Raw genomic sequence first — 17,538 nt, 5'->3', positions numbered from 1 at the left:
TTGCCTACTGCTTTGATCGTGGCCGAATGGTTGCGCACAGCAATACCCTTAACCCAGTCATTCAGGGAGCTTTGCCGCATGAACATGCCCTCTCTTCTGGCCTTCGCCTTGTTGTCCCTACCACTGGCGGCTGTCGCCGCCCCCGAGCTCAACGTTGGCGGCTTGTACGATTACCTGGACGGCGACAAGAGCACGCTGCTCAAACGCGTGCGCAACAGCGGTGACACTACGGCGTTCGTCAAGGTCAGCGTCGCTGAACTGGTCTATGACGAGGCCGGCGTGGCCCATGAAATCGACACCGATGGCCTGGCGCTGGAGCAGCGCGGCCTGGTCGCCAGCCCGGCGCGGTTGATCGTACCGGCCCAGGGCATGCAGGCCGTGCGCCTGTTGTACCGTGGGGCCCGGGACAAGGAGCGCTACTTCCGTCTGCGTTTCATGCCGGTACTACCGGAGCTGGGCGATGGTTTTGCCGTGGACGAACAGGAAGCAGCGCAGTATCGCGACAGCCTGACGGCGGGGGTCAACCTGCTGGCAGGGTATGGCTCGCTGCTGTTCGTGCGGCCGGCGCAGGCGCAATACCAGACACCCATGCAGCGCGAGGGCGGGCACCTGACGGTGGCCAACCAGGGCAACACTACCGTAGTGCTCGACCACTTCCGCCAATGCGTTACACCGGGTGAAGGCTGTGAGCCGGCCACCAAGCACCACCTGCTGCCAGGTCGCAGCCGGCAGTTCGCTGGCGACGCTAGCCGCGTACACCAGTTCGAACTGCATGAAGGCGAGCGACGTACCGCCAAGGTGATGCGATGAGGGGTGTGCTGACCCGGCAACCGGGTAGTCGGCTGCGTACTGTTTTGGGGGTTGCGCTATTGCTGGTCGCGCCCTTGGTCAGCGCGCTCGATGTCACAATCTCGGCCGAGTACCGGGGGGGAGGTACTGGGCGTTTTGACAACACCACGCCCCCGGGCGGGCTGTGCAGCAGCTGGCCTTATACCTGCAGAAACCGCACTACCGTAACGCTGCCGATCACCTACGAGAAGAAGACGACCAAGGGCGCTGCCGATCCGCGTGATGAGTTCTACTTCCGCCTACCGGCCAGGCGCGAGATCGTTGTCTACCACGATGCCACCGGCGAGTCGCGGCGGTTGACCTTCGACTGGACGGCCATCAACCAAACGGTGCAGATAGCTAACGATCTCATCTACCACCCGCTTTATCTGGAGAATCTCCAGGGTGGCTGCAGCCATGTGGCCTCTTCGTCGCAATTCAGGCCTGCCATCGTTAGATATCTGTACGATGTCGTTCAGCCTTCTGCGCCTTCGCCGTGCTGGGCCCATGGGCGGAATGCGCCGAACGGCCGGGTAGAAATTGCATCGGTGCTCGACACCAGCGTCGCCTATGCCATCGACATCAACCCGCCTTTTCGCATGCCCAGTGGCATCTGGCGTGGCAGTGTGACCTACAGCATCGGCCCTGGCGGCGATTTCGACTTCGGTAATGATGTCACCGCGCTAAGTGGCGACAGCCTGACGGTAAACTTTGTGCTTGATGTGCAACACGCCTTCATCTTCGAATTCCCTCCAGGTTCGGACCGTGCGGTACTGGAGCCCCCAGGGGGCTGGCAAGCCTGGTTGACCGGTGGCAAGCGTCCTCAGCGGCTTGCTCGCGACCTGCCATTCAGGGTCTGGTCGACCGGACCGTTCAAGGTCTACAAGCTCTGTGAGCACTATGCCGACACCCGTTGCGCGATTCGTAATCACACCGCCGACCAGGTGCCCGTCGAAGTCGCCATGAGCCTGCCGGCCGGCATCGAGCACGGTGGGGCGCCAGTACAGCGCCTTGCGCTACCCAGTGGGCGGCTGGCGGCGCTGCAGTTCGACGCGGCCATGGCCACCTTGAACCGGCCCGGTCAGTTGCATTTCCAGGTGGCCCGAGATGACATGGACGGCATGCTGAGGTACCCCGGTACCACCTACACCGGCCAGGTCACCGTAGTCTTCGATGCCGAGTTGTAGTCGGCAACCACAGCAAACGAGGAGGGGTCATGCACACAGCACTGGTGGTGGACGACCACCCTTTCATCCGTGCCACGGTCTGCATGCTGCTTCGCCAACAGCGTGTACAGGTGGTGGGCCAGGCGGCGGACGGCATAGACGCCGTGCGCCAGGTACGCGAACTGGTGCCGGACCTGGTGATTCTCGACATCGCGATGCCAGGGCTGGACGGGTTAGAGGTGATCAGCCGGATCAAGGCCTGCGGCCTTTCCAGCAAGGTCGTGGTATTGACGTCGCAGCTGGCCGAAGCGTACTCGCTGCGTTGCCTGCAGGCCGGTGCCGCAGGCTATGTTGCCAAGACCGATGACCTGGGCGAACTGGGCAAGGCAGTTGCCGCCGTGCTATCGGGTTTCACCTATTACCCCGAAATCGCCACCAGCTCTGTACGCAGGCAGGACCTGATCACCAGTGAAGCCCAGTGCATTGCTGGCCTGACTGACCGCGAATTGACGGTGCTGCAGTACTTGGCCCGTGGGCATGGGAACAAAGCCATTGGCGAAGCCATGCTCTTGAGCAACAAGACCATCAGCACCTACAAAACGCGCCTGCTGGAAAAGCTCAGGCTCAACTCGGTCATAGATCTGGCGGAGTTCGCCCGCCGCAATCACCTGATCTGAGCCAGAAATGTCTGCCAGAAATGTCGGCGCAGATCAGCCCCGCAGTGTTCGACATTGAGCATGTGCATCGCCTGGTAGGCAACGACGAGAGAGCTTTGCATGCTTTACTGAGAGAATTGCGCACAAGCAATTTTCACGACCTTCAGCAGCTGCGCATGCAGGATCAGGACGTTGACGCGTTGGGGAAGCTGGCCCATCGCATCAAAGGGGCCGCGCAAATCGCTCGAGCAGATGAGGTGGTCTACCGGTGCGAGCTTCTGGAGCGCCAGTGTAACGACAAGACGCTCGCACCTGTCGACCTGAAAACGGACGTGGAGGCACTCATTCAGGCGATGCTGCACCTGGATCGACAGCTGGCCTCGCACGCCCTGTGTTCAAATCATGCCGAGTAGCAACAGCACCAGCAGAATTACCAGCACCACACCGATGATGCCCGATGGGCCATAGCCCCAACTGCGCGAGTGTGGGAAGACCGGTAAGCCACCAATCAGCAGAAGGATCAGGATGATGATGAGAATCGTGGTCATGGCGGAATCCTTGCGTGGTTGAGGGTCAAGGGCCTCGGACTGCCGGCCTCTTGTATGTTCGGACTGTTGCCGCTTGCGAAAGATTCCATTCGTGTGTCGCTTCCACAGGCCCCTGCAGCCTTGTGCCGCGAAGAGACCGGAACTGACCACACAGTCATGCCCGCCCATTCACTACCCTGATGAACCCTGCCTGCCCGCTGGGCCTTGATTAGACTCGGTGCACTACCACCATGAACAAGGCCAGCCACCATGCAAAACCGCATCATGATCACTGGCGCCGGGTCCGGCCTCGGTCGCGAGATCGCCTTGCGCTGGGCGCACGAGGGCTGGCGCCTGGCGCTGGCCGATGTCAACGAAGCGGCCCTGCGCGAAACCCTGGAGCTGGCCCGCGCTGCCGGCGGTGACGGCTTCGTGCAGCGCTGCGATGTGCGCGACTACAGCCAGCTTACCGCCCTGGCCCAGGCCTGCACCGAGCAGCTTGGCGGCATCGACGTGATCGTCAACAACGCCGGTGTCGCCTCGGGCGGGTTCTTCGCCGAGCTGTCGCTGGAGGACTGGGACTGGCAGCTGGCGGTCAACCTGATGGGCGTGGTCAAGGGCTGCAAGGCCTTCCTGCCGCTGCTGGAACGCAGCAAGGGGCGCATCATCAACATCGCGTCGATGGCCGCGCTGATGCAGGGGCCGGGCATGAGCAACTACAACGTGGCCAAGGCCGGTGTGCTGGCCTTGTCAGAGAGCCTGCTGGTGGAGCTGCGCCAAGTGGAGGTGGCGGTGCACGTGGTGTGCCCATCGTTCTTCCAGACCAACCTGCTGGACTCGTTCCGCGGGCCCAACCCGGCAATGAAGGCCCAGGTGGGCAAGCTGCTGGAAGGCTCGCCGATCAGTGCGGCGGACATTGCCGAGTACATGTTTCAGCAGGTGGCCGCTGGCGAGTTCCTCATCCTGCCCCACGAAGCTGGGCGCCAGGCTTGGGCCCTGAAGCGGCAGGCCCCCGAGCGGCTGTATGACGAAATGGCCGAAATGGCAGTAAAAATGCGTTCCAAGGGCCATTCGAAGTGAATGGTCTGTAGGAGAAGTTACCACGGTATGTAGGGCGCTTCTGATTTGCCGCGGAACTATTGAGTAGGTAAATACCTACGATGCACGCTCCGGTTTTCCTTTTCGCTGGAGGAGCGGAACATGCTGGTAATAGGACGCGAAGTGGGGGAGATCATCGTGATTGGCGATGACATTCGAATCATGGTGGTACAGTCGCGAGACGGGGTGGTGCGCTTCGGGGTCGAGGCCCCGAGGGAGGTGACAGTGCATCGGGCCGAAGTGTACAAGCGCATCAAGGAGGCAGAGCAGGGCAAGGGCCGCAGGGCTTGATGTTGACTGTGCCGACCTCTTCGCGGGCTTGCCCGCTCCCACAGGCAGGATGCAGCCGGGAAGCCGTGCGCCATTGCTGTGGGAGCGGGCAAGCCCGCGAAGAGGCCTGGCCTGCTAATCGAGCAGCTCACGGGGCACGTCATGCTTGGGGAGCAACTGGCACTGCTGGCTTTCCGGGTCGAACAGGATGAACGCCTGGCCCTTGGCCAATGCCTGGCGCACCCGCAGTACGCGCGTCTCCAGCGGGGTATCGTCGCCATTGTCGGTGCCATCGCGGGTGACGAAGTCCTCGATCAGCAGGGTCAGGGTTTCGGCTTGCAGTTGGTCGTAGGGGATCAGCATGGTGGGTAGTGTCTGAAGTAAGTGTGGGCAATGCTACGCGAAACATCGGGATTTTGGCGCCGCTTTGCGGCCCATCGCGACACAAGGCCGCTCCTACAGACGATACGCGTGCCCCTGTAGGAGCGGCCTTGTGTCGCGATGGGCTGCAAAGCGGCCCCCAGGGCCATCAGCCTTTATTACCCACCAGGCTGTCCACCGCCGGCACCCGCGTGTCACTTTCCATCTGTGCATCGTGCTCCAACTGGTGGCTGAACCTTTCCAGCGAGGCATTGGCCGGCTGCGAGTCGCTGGCAAATACGGGCGGGCTCAACAGGTACGCCGACAGCAACCGGCTCAACGCCGCAAGGCTGTCGATGTGCGTACGTTCGTAGCCATGGGTGGCGTCGCAACCGAATGCCACCAGTGCGGTACGAATGTCATGCCCCGCCGTTACCGCCGAATGGGCATCGCTGAAGTAATAGCGGAACAGGTCGCGGCGTACCGGCAGGTCGTGGTCGCCGGCCAGTTTCAGCAAATGCCGGGACAGGTGGTAGTCATAAGGCCCCGATGAGTCCTGCATGGCCACGCTGACCGCATGCTCGCTGGAGGCCTGCCCGGGTGCCACCGGGGCAATGTCGATACCAACGAATTCGCTGACGTCCCAGGGCAGGGCGCCCGCCGCACCCGAGCCGGTCTCTTCGGTGATGGTGAACAGCGGGTGGCAGTCGATCAGTGGCTGGCGGCCACTTTCCACCACGGCCTTCAGTGCTGCCAGCAGCGCTGCAACGCCGGCCTTGTCGTCCAGGTGGCGGGCGCTGATGTGGCCGCTTTCGGTGAACTCGGGCAGTGGGTCGAAGGCGACGAAATCACCAATGCTCACACCCAGCGCCTCGCAGTCGGCACGGGTGGCGCAGTAGGCGTCCAGGCGCAGCTCCACGTGGTCCCAGCTGACCGGCATCTGGTCGATGGCCGTGTTGAAGGCATGCCCGCTGGCCATCAATGGCAGCACGCTGCCCCGCACCACCCCCGTGTCGGTGAACACGCTGACCCGGCTGCCCTCGGCGAAACGGCTGGACCAGCAGCCCACCGGCGCCAGGGCCAGGCGGCCGTTGTCCTGCAGTTGGCGCACGCTGGCGCCGATGGTGTCCAGGTGGGCCGACACGGCGCGGTCGGGGGATGTCTGGCGGCCCTTGAGGGTGGCGCGAATGGTGCCGCGGCGGGTCAGCTCGAAGGGGATGCCCAGTTCATCCAGGCGTTCGGCCACGTAGCGCACGATGGTGTCGGTGAAACCGGTGGGGCTGGGGATGGCGAGCATCTCCAGCAGCACGCGTTTGAGGTAGTCGAGATCGGGTTCGGGATGTCGGTCGGACATGGTCGGGACTCCTTTACTCCTATGCCGGCCTCTTCGCGGGTAAACCCGCTCCCACAGGAACGGCGCTGCCCTCCCAGGCGGTGATAGCCCTGTGGGAGCGGGTTCACCCGCGAAGAGGCCGGCACTGGTTTAAGCCAAAGGCCGGCTATGCGGAAACAGCAGGTCGATAAAGCGCTCGGCCGTTGGCTGCGGTTCATGGTTGGCCAGGCCGGCACGTTCGTTGGCCTCGATGATCACGTATTCCGGCTGCCCGGCATCACGCACCATGAAGTCCAGCCCCACCACCGGAATCTCCAGCGCCCGCGCAGCGCGCACGGCAGCGTCGGCCAGCACCGGGTGCAGGCGTTCGGTCACGTCTTCCAGGGTGCCACCGGTGTGCAGGTTGGCGGTGCGCCGCACGGCCAGGCGCTGCCCGGCTGGCAATATGTCGTCATAGCCAAAACCTGCCGCGCGCAGGGTGCGCTCGGTTTCGTCGTCCAGCGGAATGCGGCTTTCGCCGCCGGTGGCAGCCTGGCGCCGACGGCTCTGGGCTTCGATCAACTGGCGCACGCTGTGCTTGCCATCGCCCAGCACCTGCGCCGGGTGACGCACGGCAGCGGCCACCACGTCGTAGCCGATCACCACGATGCGCAGGTCGAGCCCGGCATGGAAGCTTTCCAGCAGCACGCGGCTGTCGAACTGGCGAGCGTGCGCCACGGCGCGGGTGATGTCGTCGATACAAGTCAGGTTCACCGCCACGCCCTGGCCTTGCTCGCCATCGACGGGCTTGACCACCACCGCGCCATGCTCGTCGAGAAACGCCAGGTTGTCGTCGGCATTACCCGCCAGCTGCTGCGCCGGCACCTGCAGCCCGGCATTGCCCAGGGCGTGCTGGGTCAGGCGCTTGTCCTGGCACAGGGTCATGGTCACAGCACTGGTCAGGTCGCTGAGCGATTCACGGCAGCGAATGCGTCGCCCGCCCAGGCTTAAGGTGAACAGACCGCCAGCGGCGTCATCCACCTGCACCTCGATGCCGCGGCGCCGGGCCTCATCGACGATGATGCGGGCGTAGGGGTTGAGGTCTGCTTGCGGCCCGGGCCCGAGAAACAGCTGCTCGTTGATACCGTTCTTGCGCTTGACCGCAAAGGTGGGCAGGTTGCGAAAACCCAGCTTTTCGTACAGGCGCTTGGCCTGGCGGTTGTCGTGCAGCACCGACAGGTCTAGGTAAGCCAGGCCACGGCTCATGAAGTGCTCGATCAGGTGGCGCACCAGCACCTCGCCCACGCCAGGGCGGGTGCAGTGCGGGTCCACTGCCAGGCACCACAGGCTACTGCCATGCTCGGGGTCATCGAACGCCTTGGCGTGGTTCAGGCCCATGACGCTGCCGATCACCGCGCCGCTGTCTTCGTCCTCGGCCAGCCAGTACACCGGTCCGCCCAAGTGCCGGGGCGTAAGCAGTTCGGCGTCGACCGGCAGCATGCCGCGCGCCTGGTACAGGGTGTTGATCGCCTGCCAGTCGGCAGGGTTCTGCGCACGGCGCACGCGGAAGCCGCGGAACACCCGCTGCGCCGGGCGGTAGTCGGTGAACCACAGGCGCAAGGTGTCAGAAGGGTCAAGGAACAGCTGCTGCGGGGCCTGGGCCAGCAATTGCTGTGGCGCAGCCACGTACAGGGCGATGTCCCGTTCGCCGGGGCGCTCGTCGAGCAAGTCCTCGGCCAGGGACGCCGGGTCTGGGTAAGTGTGGCCGATCAGCAGCCGGCCCCAACCGCAGTGCACGGCGCGCGGCTGGTCGTGTGGCTGGCTGCCGTCGCCGGCCAGACGCGCCTGCAGGCGCTCGTAGGACGGCGGCTGGCCGCGCAGCAGGCGCTGACCGTAAGCGATTTCATGGGGTTTCATTGATCAGATTCCTTGTTCGCTCAACCACAGGTTCAGCGCCGCCAGCTGCCACAGTTTGGAGCCGCGAAGTGGGGTGAGTTGGCCGTGCGGGTTGCTCAGCAGGCGGTCGAGCATGGCCGGGTTGAACAGCCCACGGTCCTGGCTGGGGTCGGTCAGCAGCTCACGCACCCAGCCCAGGGTGGCGCCTTCCAGGTGCTTCAGGCCCGGCACCGGGAAGTAGCCCTTCTTGCGGTCGATCACCTCATGCGGAATCACCCGCCGCGCCGCCTGCTTGAGCACCTGCTTGCCGCCGTCGGGCAGCTTGAAGCGTGCCGGGATACGCGCCGACAGCTCTACCAGGCGGTAGTCGAGGAACGGCGTGCGCGCCTCCAGGCCCCAGGCCATGGTCATGTTGTCTACCCGCTTGACCGGGTCGTCCACCAGCATCACCGTGCTGTCCAGGCGCAGGGCCTTGTCCACCGCGTCGCGGGCACCGGGGCGGGCGAAGTGCTCGCGCACAAATTCGCCGGCGGCGTCGGTTTCCAGCAGCCAGGGCGCCTGCACGGTGTCGCGGTACTCGGCGTGGCTGCGGTCGAAGAACGCGTCGCGGTAGGCCGCAAAGGCATCTTCGGCGCCGTCCACCTGCGGGTACCAGTGGTACCCGGCGAACAGCTCGTCGGCGCCCTGGCCGCTTTGCACACCCTTGCAGTGCTTGGCCACTTCGCGCGACAGCAGGTAGAAGGCGATGCAGTCGTGGCTGACCATCGGCTCGCTCATGGCGCGGAATGCTGCCGGCAGCTGGTCGATGATCTCGTGTTCGGCGATGCGCAGCTGGTGGTGGCGGGTGCCGTAGTGTTTGGCGATCAGGTCGGAATACTGGAACTCGTCGCCACGTTCGCCACCGGCATCTTCAAAGCCAATGGAGAACGTCGACAGGTCGTCCACGCCCGCTTCGCGCAGCAGGCCGACCAGCAGGCTGGAGTCGACGCCACCGGACAACAACACGCCGACGTCGACGGCGGCACGTTGGCGGATGGCCACGGCGTCGCGGGTGGCGTCGAGCACGCGGGTGGTCCAGCCTTCCAGGTCCAGCTCACGTTCATCCGGGTTGGCACCGTATTTCAGCTGCCACCAGGTCTGGCGTTCTACTTCGCCATGGCGGTCGATGCGCATCCAGGTGCCGGGCTCCAGCTTCTGCACGTTGGCCAGCAGGGTCCGTGGCGCCGGCACCACAGCGTGGAAGTTCAGGTAATGGTTGAGCGCCACCGGGTCGAGCATCGGGTCGATGTCGCCGCCCTTGAGCAGCGCTGGCAGGGTGGAGGCAAAACGCAGGCGCTCGCCATTGCGCGACAGGTACAGGGGCTTGACGCCCAGGCGGTCACGGGCCAGGAACAGGCGCTGGTTGTCGCGCTCCCAGATGGCCAGGGCGAACATGCCGTTGAGCTTGGGCAGCAAGGCTGCGCCCCAGGCGTGATAGCCCTTGAGCAGCACCTCGGTGTCGCCGTCGGACCAGAAGCTGTAGCCCAGGTCCTGCAGTTCTTGGCGCAGTTCGGGGAAGTTGTAGATGGCACCGTTGAACGCCAGTGACAGGCCCAAGGTGTTGTCGACCATCGGCTGCGCCGAGCCGTCGGACAAGTCCATGATTTTCAGGCGTCGGTGGCCAAGGGCGATAGGGCCCTGGCTATGGAAGCCCCACGCATCCGGGCCGCGAGGCGCCAGGTGATGCGTGATGCGCTCTACCGCAGCCAGGTCGGCTGGGCGAGGGGCCTGGTCGATGGGGGTGAAACGCAACTCTCCTGCTAATCCGCACATAAGTCCTTACCGGTTTTTCCGTTGGGGAGGGGGTGCCCAGGATTAGGGCACCTGAAGGAACTGACCGGTGTGCTTTTTGAGAGTTTTAGAACGATTTGTTATATGGGGCCGCTGGGCAATGTCCGGGGGCAAGCCCGACTCGTGCTATCCCTGTGGGAGCGGGCGAGCCCGCGAAGGGCCGCACAGCGGCCCCGATTCCTTACTTCCCCCGAATCAGCTTACGCAACGCAAACCGGTTCGGATGACACGCCTCTGCCACTGCCCGCGGCAACGGCAGCGGTTCCCCACACACCCAGGCCGCCACCAGCTCGCCACTGAGCGGCGCCGTGATCAACCCGCGCGACCCATGCCCGCTATTAACATACAACCCATCCAGCCAAGGGCAGGCTACATCCGGCACCTGCCGCGCATCCCGGCTTAGCACTGCATAGGCCTCGGCAAACGCCTGTACATCAGCTACCGGTCCCACGATCGGCAGGTAATCCGGGCTGGTGCAACGGAACGCCGCGCGCCCCTGCAACTGCTCAGGGGCCAACCCGGCTGTGCCCAGGCGCTGCGCCAGGTCGAGGGAGATCTCGTCCAGCAACGCCAGGTTGCCCTTATGCTCGGCTGCCGTCGGCGCCAAGTCTTCGCTGTGGAAATCAAAACTCGCGCCCAGGGTATGTTCATCCCCGCGCGGCGGCGCTACGTAGCCCTCTGCACACACTACGGTACGCAGCGCCCGGCTGCTGGCGGTGGCCGGCAAGCGGGTGATCTGCCCCCGGATGCGCTTGAGCGGCAGCTGCGCGCAAGGCTCGAAGCGCTTTACCTCGGCGGCCCCGGCCAGAATCACCACGGGCGCGCTGGCAACCAGGCGGTCACCCGCCCAGGCCTGCCACTGCTGGTCGACCTTGCGCAGCTCCAGCACTTCCTGATGGGTGACCAGGCGAATCCCAGGGTGCTGCAGCTGTTGCTGGCACAACGCCGGGGGGTGCACCCAGCCGCCTTCGGGGTAAAACAACCCGCCGGCCGGCAAGGCCACGCCGGCGACCGCTTCGGCCTCTGTGCGCTCCAGCGCGTGCAGCAGGTTGTGGTCGAAAGCGGCGGCCAGCTTGCCCTGGCGCTCAGCTTCCTTGCTGTCGAAGGCCAGTTGCAGCACGCCGCAGGCATCCCAGTCGCGGCCACGCTGCAGGCGTTCCAGCTGGCGCCGGGTGTAGCCGAAACCGGACAGGATCATCTGCGAAAGCGCGGTGCCATGGGCAGACAGCTTGAGGTACAGCACCCCTTGTGGGTTGCCTGAAGCTTCCTGTGCCGGGGCATGGTGGCGCTCCAGCACGGTCACCTGCCAGCCACGCCGGGCCAGGCTGGCGGCGGTTGTGCTACCGGCGAGCCCGGCACCGATCACCAGTGCTTCGCGCGGCCCCTGCGTAACGGCGGGGCGCGCGTACCAAGGTGCGCCTGGGCTGGGCAGCGGGCCGACATAGGCGCCGCTCATCACCTCCCACTTCTTGCCGATGCCGGGCACCTTCTTCATGGCGAAACCGGCTTCGACCAGGCTGCGGCGTACCCAGCCGGTGGTGGTAAAAGTGCCCAGCACCGTGCCCGGGTGCGACAGCCGCGCCAGCTGCGCGAACAGCTCCGGGGTCCACATGTCGGGGTTCTTGGCGGGGGCGAAGCCGTCGAGGAACCACACATCGATCTGCGCATCGAGTTGTGGCAGCTGCTCGAGCACGTCGCCGATCAGCAGGGTCAGGGTGACCCGGCCATCGGCGAAGGTGAATTGCTGAAAGCCCGGGTGCACCGCCACATATTGCGCCAGCAGTGGCTCGGTGTAGGCGGCAAGTTCAGGCCACAGGCGTACTGCGCGGGCCATGTCAGCGTGGCCAAGGGGGTATTTTTCGACACTGACGAAGTGCAGGCGCGCGTCGCTGTGGGCGTGCTGGTCAAACAGCTGCCAGGCGCAGAAAAAATTCATGCCGGTGCCAAAACCGGTTTCGCCGATCACCCTGCAGCTGTGCGGCGCCAGGTTGGCAAAGCGTTCGGCCAGGCGGGTCTGGCCGAGGAACACGTGCTTGGTTTCTTCGATGCCTTCGTTGACCGCAAAGTAGACGTCGTCATATTGCCGCGAATGGGGGCGGCCCTGGTCGTCCCAGTCGATCTGGGCGTGCTGGAGGAGGGTGGACATGGTTGGCTCGGTTGCAGCGGATGGCAGGATTTTATGCCATCGCGCCCACCTGTGGGAGCGAGTTCACTCGCCAAGAGGTCAGTACAGGCAGAAATGAAATCCGCTAGTCTTGCTTATCCATTGAAGGAGCCAGTGCATGTTCGAATCCGCCGAAATCGGCCACAGCATCGACAAGGAGGCTTACGACGCCGAGGTACCCGCTTTGCGCGAGGCCCTGCTCGAAGCCCAGTACGAACTCAAGCAGCAGGCGCGCTTCCCGGTGATCGTGCTGATCAACGGCATCGAAGGTGCCGGCAAGGGTGAGACGGTAAAACTGCTCAACGAGTGGATGGACCCGCGCATGATCGATGTGCTCACCTTCGACCAGCAGACCGACGAAGAGCTGGCCCGGCCGCCCGCCTGGCGTTACTGGCGGGCGTTGCCACCCAAGGGGCGGATGGGCGTGTTCTTTGGCAACTGGTACAGCCAGATGCTGCAGGGGCGGGTGCACGGGGAGTTCAAGGATGCCGTGCTCGACCAGGCCATTACCGGTGCCGAGCGCCTGGAGCAGATGCTGTGCGATGAAGGTGCTTTGATCATCAAGTTCTGGTTCCACCTGTCCAAAAAGCAGATGAAGGCCCGGCTGAAGTCGCTCAAGGACGACCCGCTGCACAGCTGGAAGATCAGCCCGCTGGACTGGCAGCAGTCGCAAACCTACGACCGCTTCGTGCGCTTTGGCGAGCGCGTGCTGCGCCGCACCAGCCGCGACTATGCGCCGTGGCATATCGTCGAAGGGGTAGACCCGAACTACCGCAGCCTGGCGGTGGGGCGCATCCTGCTGGACAGCCTGCAAGCCGCGCTGGCCAACAACCCCAAGGGCAAGCACCAGGGCAACGTGGCCCCGCTGGGCCGCAGCATTGACCAGCGCAGCCTGCTCGGCGCCCTGGACATGACCTTGCGCCTGGACAAGGCCGACTACCAGGAGCAACTGGTCACCGAACAGGCCCGCCTGGCCGGCCTGCTGCGCGACAAGCGCATGCGCCGGCACGCCTTGGTGGCCGTGTTCGAAGGCAACGATGCTGCCGGCAAGGGCAGTGCCATCCGCCGCGTGGCGGCGGCGCTGGACCCGCGCCAGTACCGCATCGTGCCGATTGCCGCGCCCACCGAGGAAGAGCGCGCGCAGCCCTACCTGTGGCGGTTCTGGCGGCATATCCCGGCACGCGGCAAGTTCACCATCTTCGACCGCTCCTGGTATGGCCGGGTGCTGGTGGAGCGGGTGGAAGGTTTTTGCAGCCCGGCCGACTGGATGCGTGCCTACAGCGAGATCAACGACTTTGAAGAGCAGTTGGTGAACGCCGGGGTGGTAGTGGTGAAGTTCTGGCTGGCGATCGACCAGCAGACCCAGCTGGAGCGTTTTCAGGAGCGTGAGCAGATCCCGTTCAAGCGCTACAAGATTACCGAGGACGACTGGCGCAACCGCGACAAGTGGGACGACTATGTCCAGGCGGTGGGCGACATGGTCGACCGCACCAGCAGCGAGATTGCACCCTGGACGCTGGTGGAGGCCAACGACAAGCGCTGGGCGCGGGTGAAGGTGCTGCGCACCATCAACCAGGCGCTTGAGGCGGCGTTTGCCAAGCACAAGAAATAGCCAGGGCTTTTGATTGCCTTTTCTGGCCTCTTCGCGGGTGAACCCGCTCCCACAGGATGATCACAGGATTGGCCATTGTGCAGTCCCTGTGGGAGCGGGTTCACCCGCGAAGAGGCCAGAACAGGCTGCACACCTGCCAAGCCATGCCACACAAGAATGACCTGATGAATTCTTTTCTCGGCACTCTTCTCCGTCACTGCCCTCCAAGCCCGTAGAATTCAGTCACCCCCACCACGGGCTTGAACGAGGACGCTATGCACACCACTTCCGGCCGCTGGAGCTATGGCCTGTTCCTGGCACTTCTGACTGCCTTGCTCTGGGGCATCTTGCCGATCAAGCTCAAGCAGGTACTGCAAGTGGTCGACCCGATCACCGTCACCTGGTACCGCCTGCTGGTTTCCGGTGGCCTGCTGTTCGCCTGGCTGGCAGCCAAGCGACGCCTGCCGTCGTTCACCCGGCTGGCACCCAGGGGCAAAGGCCTGGTAGTGGTGGCCGTGCTGGGCCTGATGGGCAACTACGTGCTGTACCTGATCGGCCTCAACCTGCTCAGCCCCGGTACCGCGCAACTGGTGGTGCAGGTCGGCCCGGTGCTGTTGCTGGTGGCCAGCGTGTTCGTGTTCCGCGAGCGCTTCAGCCTGGGGCAGGGCGTGGGCCTGCTGATACTGCTGGCGGGTTTTGGCCTGTTCTTCAACCAGCGCCTCGAAGAGCTGCTGACCTCTCTGGGTACCTACACCACCGGCGTGCTGACCATTCTGCTGGCCACCAGCATCTGGGTGTTCTACGCCCTCAGCCAGAAGCAACTGTTGACGGTGTGGAATTCACAGCAGGTGATGATGGTGATCTACCTCGGTTGCGCTGCGCTGCTCACGCCTTGGGTACACCCCCTGGAGGCGTTGCAACTGAGCCCGGTGCAGGGCTGGCTGTTGCTGGCCTGCTGCCTGAATACCCTGGTGGCCTACGGCGCGTTTGCCGAGGCGTTGGCGCACTGGGAGGCGTCGCGGGTGAGTGCCACCCTGGCGTTGACACCGCTGGTGACCTTTGTCGCGGTGGCGCTGGCGGCACTGGTGTGGCCGGAGTATGTGCACGCCGAGGACATCAATGCCCTGGGCTATATAGGGGCGGTGACCGTGGTGTTGGGCTCGGCGCTGGTGGCGCTGGGGCCATCCCTGGTGGCCAGTTGGCGCGCGAGGCGGGCGCGGTTGGCCCAGGTGCATTGATCGCTTGCGCCGGCCCTATCGCCGGCAAGCCAGCTCCCACAGGATCACCACAGGCCTGAAAGATGTGGGGGCCCTGTGGAAATTGCTTCCCACAGGATCACCACAGGCCTGAATGTGTGCGATCCCTGTAGAAGTTGGCTTGCCGGCGATAGGGCCGGGGCAGGCAATAAAGAGCTCAGCCTTTACCACCCGGTGCCAGCATGTTCTCCGGCCGCACCCACTGGTCGAACTGCTCATTGGTCAGGTACTTCAGCTCCAATGCAGCCTCGCGCAAGGTCTTGCCCTCGCTGTAAGCCTTCTTGGCAATTTCCGCCGCCTTGTCATAACCGATATGCGGGTTCAACGCCGTCACCAGCATCAAGCCCCGTTCCAGGTGCGCGGCCATCTGCTCGGCATCGGGCTCGATGCCCGCCACGCAGTGCAGCTGGAAGTTGCGGCAGCCATCGGCCAGCAGTTCGATCGACTGCAACAGGTTGTGGATGATCACCGGCTTGAACACGTTCAGCTGCAAATGCCCCTGGCTGGCGGCAAAACCGATGGCCGCATCGTTGCCCAGCACCTGGCAGGCCAGCATCGACAGCGCCTCGCACTGGGTCGGGTTGACCTTGCCCGGCATGATCGAGCTGCCCGGTTCGTTGGCCGGCAGGCGCACTTCGGCCAAGCCGGCGCGTGGCCCCGAGCCCAGTAAGCGCAGGTCGTTGGCGATTTTCATCAGCGCCACGGCCAGGGTTTTCAGGGCGCCCGCCAGGCTGGTGAGCGGTTCGTGGCCGGCGAGGGCGGCGAACTTGTTTGGCGCCGTGACAAATGGCAGGCCGGACAGCGCCGCCAGCTCGGCGGCGATGGCTTCGGCAAAACCATGCGGGGCGTTAAGCCCGGTACCTACGGCGGTGCCGCCCTGGGCCAGTTCGCACACCGCCGGGAGGGTGGCGCGGATGGCGCGCTGGGCATAGTCGAGCTGGGCAACGAAGGCGGACACCTCCTGGCCGAAGGTAATCGGCGTAGCGTCCATCATGTGCGTGCGGCCGGTCTTCACCAGCTTTTGGTGGCGCGCCGACAGCTCGGCAAGCCCCGACGACAGCTCGACGATGGCCGGCAGCAGCTGCTCGTGCACCGCCTGCGCAGCTGCCATGTGCATGGCAGTGGGGAAGCAATCGTTGGAGCTTTGCGAGCGGTTGACGTGGTCGTTGGGGTGTACTGGCGCTTTGCCGCCACGGCCTTTGCCGGCCAGTTCGTTGGCGCGCCCGGCGATCACTTCGTTGACGTTCATGTTGCTTTGCGTGCCGCTGCCAGTCTGCCAGACGACCAACGGAAACTGGTCGTCGTGCTTGCCATCCAGCACTTCGTCGGCGGCTTGTTCGATCAGCCGGGCGATGTCGGCCGGCAGGTCGCCGTTGCGGTCGTTGACGCGTGCCGCGGCCTTCTTGATCAGCGCCAGGGCGTGCAGCACCGCGAGGGGCATGCGTTCCTTGCCGATGGCGAAGTTGATTAGCGAACGCTGGGTTTGCGCACCCCAGTAAGCGCCTTCAGGAACTTCGACCGGGCCCAGGCTGTCTGTCTCGATACGGCTCATTCTGTACTCACTCCTGTGTAGTTCGAAATCGCAGTTTAGGCCCTGATTCGACCGAGCGGTTCCGTCGCTCGTCGTGCCACTTGAGCACATCGCCACCACGGCGCAGAATGCTCTACTCTGAGGTACCCGCCTCCCTCTCCTTGAAGGAAATGCAATGACCCGTCTCCGTGTCCTTTGTGCCGCCGTTGCCCTGGCTTGCGCCAGCGGCCAGGTACTCGCTGCCACCGCCAGCCACAACGCTGCTGCCGAGAAATTCCTGACCCTGGCCAACGCCGACAAGCTGGGCACCCCGGTGTACATGCAGGTCCAACAGATGTTCGCCCAGCGCTTCGCTCAAACCAAGGCCCCGGCCGCCAAACAGCCAGTGCTGGCAAGCTACCAGGCCAAGGCCAACGCCGCGCTGGACAGCGCCATCGGCTGGAACAAGCTGAAGCCGAAGATGGTCGACCTGTACACCCAGACCTTCACCGAACAAGAGCTCAAAGACCTGGTCAAGTTCTACGAATCGCCGCTGGGCAAGAAAGTGCTGCGTGAAATGCCCAAGGTTACCCAGCAGTCGGCCCAGCTGACCCAGCAGAGCCTGGAGCCTGCGGTGCCGGTGGTGAACAAGCTGCTGGAAGACATGACCAAGGAACTGGACCCTAACGCTGGCAAGGCCGCCGTCCCTGCCAAGAAGTGAGCACGCCGCGATGACCATGCAACAGCGCATTGAACAACAGCTGGGCGCCCTGGCGCCGCAGCACCTGCAAGTGCTCGACGAAAGCCACATGCACAGTCGTGGTCAGGAGACCCACTACAAGGCAGTGATCGTCAGCGAGCAGTTTGCCGGGTTGAACAGCGTCAAGCGCCACCAGAAGGTGTATGCCACCATGGGTGAGCTGATGGGGCAGATCCATGCCCTGGCCATTCATACCTACACCGCAGACGAGTGGGCCAAGGTCGGCGCTGCTCCGGCCTCGCCGGTATGTGCCGGCGGGGGGCACTGAAACCTTTCTGTCGTTCTGGTAGAATTCGTAACGCGCCGCTTGTCGG

General features: G+C 64.4%; 17 protein-coding genes. 10 read left to right on the top strand and 7 right to left on the bottom strand.

Annotated elements, in window-relative coordinates; all coding sequences use genetic code 11:
- Positions 1–78 precede the first annotated feature (78 nt).
- Genes N805_RS15925 through N805_RS15910 form a run of 4 tightly spaced genes read left to right on the top strand, consistent with a single transcriptional unit; the run spans position 79 to position 3,063 of the window.
- Positions 79–810 carry a hypothetical protein gene (locus N805_RS15925; protein ID WP_019473844.1) on the top strand — a complete coding sequence of 244 codons (732 nt, stop codon included), beginning with the start codon at positions 79–81 and terminating at the stop codon, positions 808–810.
- A complete protein-coding gene (locus N805_RS30800) occupies positions 807–2,015 on the top strand; it encodes a hypothetical protein (RefSeq protein WP_019473843.1) in 1,209 nt (402 codons plus the stop codon). Before N805_RS15925 ends, N805_RS30800 begins: the two co-directional genes overlap by 4 nt.
- Before the next feature lie 29 nt (positions 2,016–2,044).
- The gene (locus tag N805_RS15915; protein ID WP_019473842.1) at positions 2,045–2,671 is read left to right on the top strand and encodes a response regulator transcription factor; all 627 of its coding nucleotides are present in this window, start codon (positions 2,045–2,047) and stop codon (positions 2,669–2,671) included.
- A gap of 20 nt (positions 2,672–2,691) precedes the next feature.
- A complete protein-coding gene (locus N805_RS15910) occupies positions 2,692–3,063 on the top strand; it encodes an Hpt domain-containing protein (protein ID WP_019473841.1) in 372 nt (123 codons plus the stop codon).
- Here the strand turns inward: N805_RS15910 and N805_RS29960 are convergent.
- Entirely contained in the window at positions 3,046–3,198 is a 153-nt protein-coding gene (locus tag N805_RS29960) for a DUF3309 family protein (RefSeq protein ID WP_003252624.1), read from the bottom strand. The two genes, N805_RS15910 and N805_RS29960, sit on opposite strands and share 18 nt — an antisense overlap.
- 249 nt (positions 3,199–3,447) lie before the next feature.
- Between N805_RS29960 and N805_RS15900 the strand changes: the two genes are divergently transcribed.
- On the top strand, positions 3,448–4,257 hold the full coding sequence (locus N805_RS15900; RefSeq protein WP_019473840.1) for an SDR family oxidoreductase: 810 nt from the start codon (positions 3,448–3,450) through the stop codon (positions 4,255–4,257).
- A gap of 120 nt (positions 4,258–4,377) precedes the next feature.
- Positions 4,378–4,566 carry a carbon storage regulator CsrA gene (gene csrA, locus N805_RS15895; protein ID WP_019473839.1) on the top strand — a complete coding sequence of 63 codons (189 nt, stop codon included), beginning with the start codon at positions 4,378–4,380 and terminating at the stop codon, positions 4,564–4,566.
- Between the two features lie 114 nt (positions 4,567–4,680).
- Here csrA and N805_RS15890 read toward each other — a convergent pair whose 3' ends face one another.
- From N805_RS15890 to mnmC, 5 genes are all read right to left on the bottom strand, one after another.
- Positions 4,681–4,908, bottom strand: coding sequence for a YheU family protein (locus N805_RS15890; protein ID WP_019473838.1), 228 nt, complete (start codon positions 4,906–4,908; stop codon positions 4,681–4,683).
- A gap of 166 nt (positions 4,909–5,074) precedes the next feature.
- The gene (locus tag N805_RS15885; RefSeq protein WP_019473013.1) at positions 5,075–6,259 is read right to left on the bottom strand and encodes an osmoprotectant NAGGN system M42 family peptidase; all 1,185 of its coding nucleotides are present in this window, start codon (positions 6,257–6,259) and stop codon (positions 5,075–5,077) included.
- A 129-nt stretch (positions 6,260–6,388) separates the two neighbouring features.
- Complete coding sequence (ngg, locus tag N805_RS15880; protein WP_019473012.1) at positions 6,389–8,134, bottom strand: N-acetylglutaminylglutamine synthetase; 1,746 nt, start codon at positions 8,132–8,134, stop codon at positions 6,389–6,391.
- Positions 8,135–8,137: 3 nt separating this feature from the next.
- Positions 8,138–9,925, bottom strand: coding sequence for an N-acetylglutaminylglutamine amidotransferase (locus N805_RS15875; RefSeq protein WP_019473011.1), 1,788 nt, complete (start codon positions 9,923–9,925; stop codon positions 8,138–8,140).
- A 199-nt stretch (positions 9,926–10,124) separates the two neighbouring features.
- On the bottom strand, positions 10,125–12,089 hold the full coding sequence (gene mnmC / locus N805_RS15870) for a bifunctional tRNA (5-methylaminomethyl-2-thiouridine)(34)-methyltransferase MnmD/FAD-dependent 5-carboxymethylaminomethyl-2-thiouridine(34) oxidoreductase MnmC (protein WP_019473010.1): 1,965 nt from the start codon (positions 12,087–12,089) through the stop codon (positions 10,125–10,127).
- A gap of 136 nt (positions 12,090–12,225) precedes the next feature.
- On the opposite strand from mnmC, the gene pap reads away from it, so the two are divergent.
- Positions 12,226–13,719 carry a polyphosphate:AMP phosphotransferase gene (gene pap / locus N805_RS15865; RefSeq protein ID WP_019473009.1) on the top strand — a complete coding sequence of 498 codons (1,494 nt, stop codon included), beginning with the start codon at positions 12,226–12,228 and terminating at the stop codon, positions 13,717–13,719.
- Between the two features lie 254 nt (positions 13,720–13,973).
- Entirely contained in the window at positions 13,974–14,936 is a 963-nt protein-coding gene (locus N805_RS15860) for a DMT family transporter (protein WP_019473008.1), read from the top strand.
- Between the two features lie 175 nt (positions 14,937–15,111).
- On the opposite strand, the gene N805_RS15855 is transcribed toward N805_RS15860, so the two are convergent.
- On the bottom strand, positions 15,112–16,506 hold the full coding sequence (locus N805_RS15855; protein WP_019473007.1) for a class II fumarate hydratase: 1,395 nt from the start codon (positions 16,504–16,506) through the stop codon (positions 15,112–15,114).
- A 154-nt stretch (positions 16,507–16,660) separates the two neighbouring features.
- On the opposite strand from N805_RS15855, the gene N805_RS15850 reads away from it, so the two are divergent.
- Together N805_RS15850 and N805_RS15845 are read left to right on the top strand one after the other, a co-directional pair.
- Positions 16,661–17,185: a DUF2059 domain-containing protein gene (locus N805_RS15850; protein ID WP_019473006.1), complete on the top strand. Its 525-nt coding sequence runs from the start codon at positions 16,661–16,663 to the stop codon at positions 17,183–17,185.
- 10 nt (positions 17,186–17,195) lie between these two features.
- Positions 17,196–17,492 (top strand): BolA family protein, encoded by a 297-nt coding sequence (locus N805_RS15845; protein ID WP_019473005.1) that lies wholly within the window; start codon positions 17,196–17,198, stop codon positions 17,490–17,492.
- The last annotated feature ends 46 nt before the right edge of the window (positions 17,493–17,538 follow it).

The sequence above is a fragment of the Pseudomonas putida S13.1.2 genome, assembly GCF_000498395.2.
Taxonomy (GTDB): domain Bacteria; phylum Pseudomonadota; class Gammaproteobacteria; order Pseudomonadales; family Pseudomonadaceae; genus Aquipseudomonas; species Aquipseudomonas putida_Q.
This window is presented reverse-complemented; position numbering and strand designations above follow the sequence as displayed.

What these genes read in the sequence shown, in the direction of transcription:
- N805_RS15925 (WP_019473844.1), top strand. Translation starts at nt 79, where the DNA reads ATGAACATGCCCTCTCTTCTGGCCTTCGCCTTGTTGTCCCTACCACTG.
- N805_RS30800 (WP_019473843.1), top strand. Translation starts at nt 807, where the DNA reads ATGAGGGGTGTGCTGACCCGGCAACCGGGTAGTCGGCTGCGTACTGTT.
- N805_RS15915 (WP_019473842.1), top strand. Translation starts at nt 2,045, where the DNA reads ATGCACACAGCACTGGTGGTGGACGACCACCCTTTCATCCGTGCCACG.
- N805_RS15910 (WP_019473841.1), top strand. Translation starts at nt 2,692, where the DNA reads ATGTCGGCGCAGATCAGCCCCGCAGTGTTCGACATTGAGCATGTGCAT.
- N805_RS29960 (WP_003252624.1), bottom strand. Translation starts at nt 3,198, where the DNA reads ATGACCACGATTCTCATCATCATCCTGATCCTTCTGCTGATTGGTGGC.
- N805_RS15900 (WP_019473840.1), top strand. Translation starts at nt 3,448, where the DNA reads ATGCAAAACCGCATCATGATCACTGGCGCCGGGTCCGGCCTCGGTCGC.
- csrA (WP_019473839.1), top strand. Translation starts at nt 4,378, where the DNA reads ATGCTGGTAATAGGACGCGAAGTGGGGGAGATCATCGTGATTGGCGAT.
- N805_RS15890 (WP_019473838.1), bottom strand. Translation starts at nt 4,908, where the DNA reads ATGCTGATCCCCTACGACCAACTGCAAGCCGAAACCCTGACCCTGCTG.
- N805_RS15885 (WP_019473013.1), bottom strand. Translation starts at nt 6,259, where the DNA reads ATGTCCGACCGACATCCCGAACCCGATCTCGACTACCTCAAACGCGTG.
- ngg (WP_019473012.1), bottom strand. Translation starts at nt 8,134, where the DNA reads ATGAAACCCCATGAAATCGCTTACGGTCAGCGCCTGCTGCGCGGCCAG.
- N805_RS15875 (WP_019473011.1), bottom strand. Translation starts at nt 9,925, where the DNA reads ATGTGCGGATTAGCAGGAGAGTTGCGTTTCACCCCCATCGACCAGGCC.
- mnmC (WP_019473010.1), bottom strand. Translation starts at nt 12,089, where the DNA reads ATGTCCACCCTCCTCCAGCACGCCCAGATCGACTGGGACGACCAGGGC.
- pap (WP_019473009.1), top strand. Translation starts at nt 12,226, where the DNA reads ATGTTCGAATCCGCCGAAATCGGCCACAGCATCGACAAGGAGGCTTAC.
- N805_RS15860 (WP_019473008.1), top strand. Translation starts at nt 13,974, where the DNA reads ATGCACACCACTTCCGGCCGCTGGAGCTATGGCCTGTTCCTGGCACTT.
- N805_RS15855 (WP_019473007.1), bottom strand. Translation starts at nt 16,506, where the DNA reads ATGAGCCGTATCGAGACAGACAGCCTGGGCCCGGTCGAAGTTCCTGAA.
- N805_RS15850 (WP_019473006.1), top strand. Translation starts at nt 16,661, where the DNA reads ATGACCCGTCTCCGTGTCCTTTGTGCCGCCGTTGCCCTGGCTTGCGCC.
- N805_RS15845 (WP_019473005.1), top strand. Translation starts at nt 17,196, where the DNA reads ATGACCATGCAACAGCGCATTGAACAACAGCTGGGCGCCCTGGCGCCG.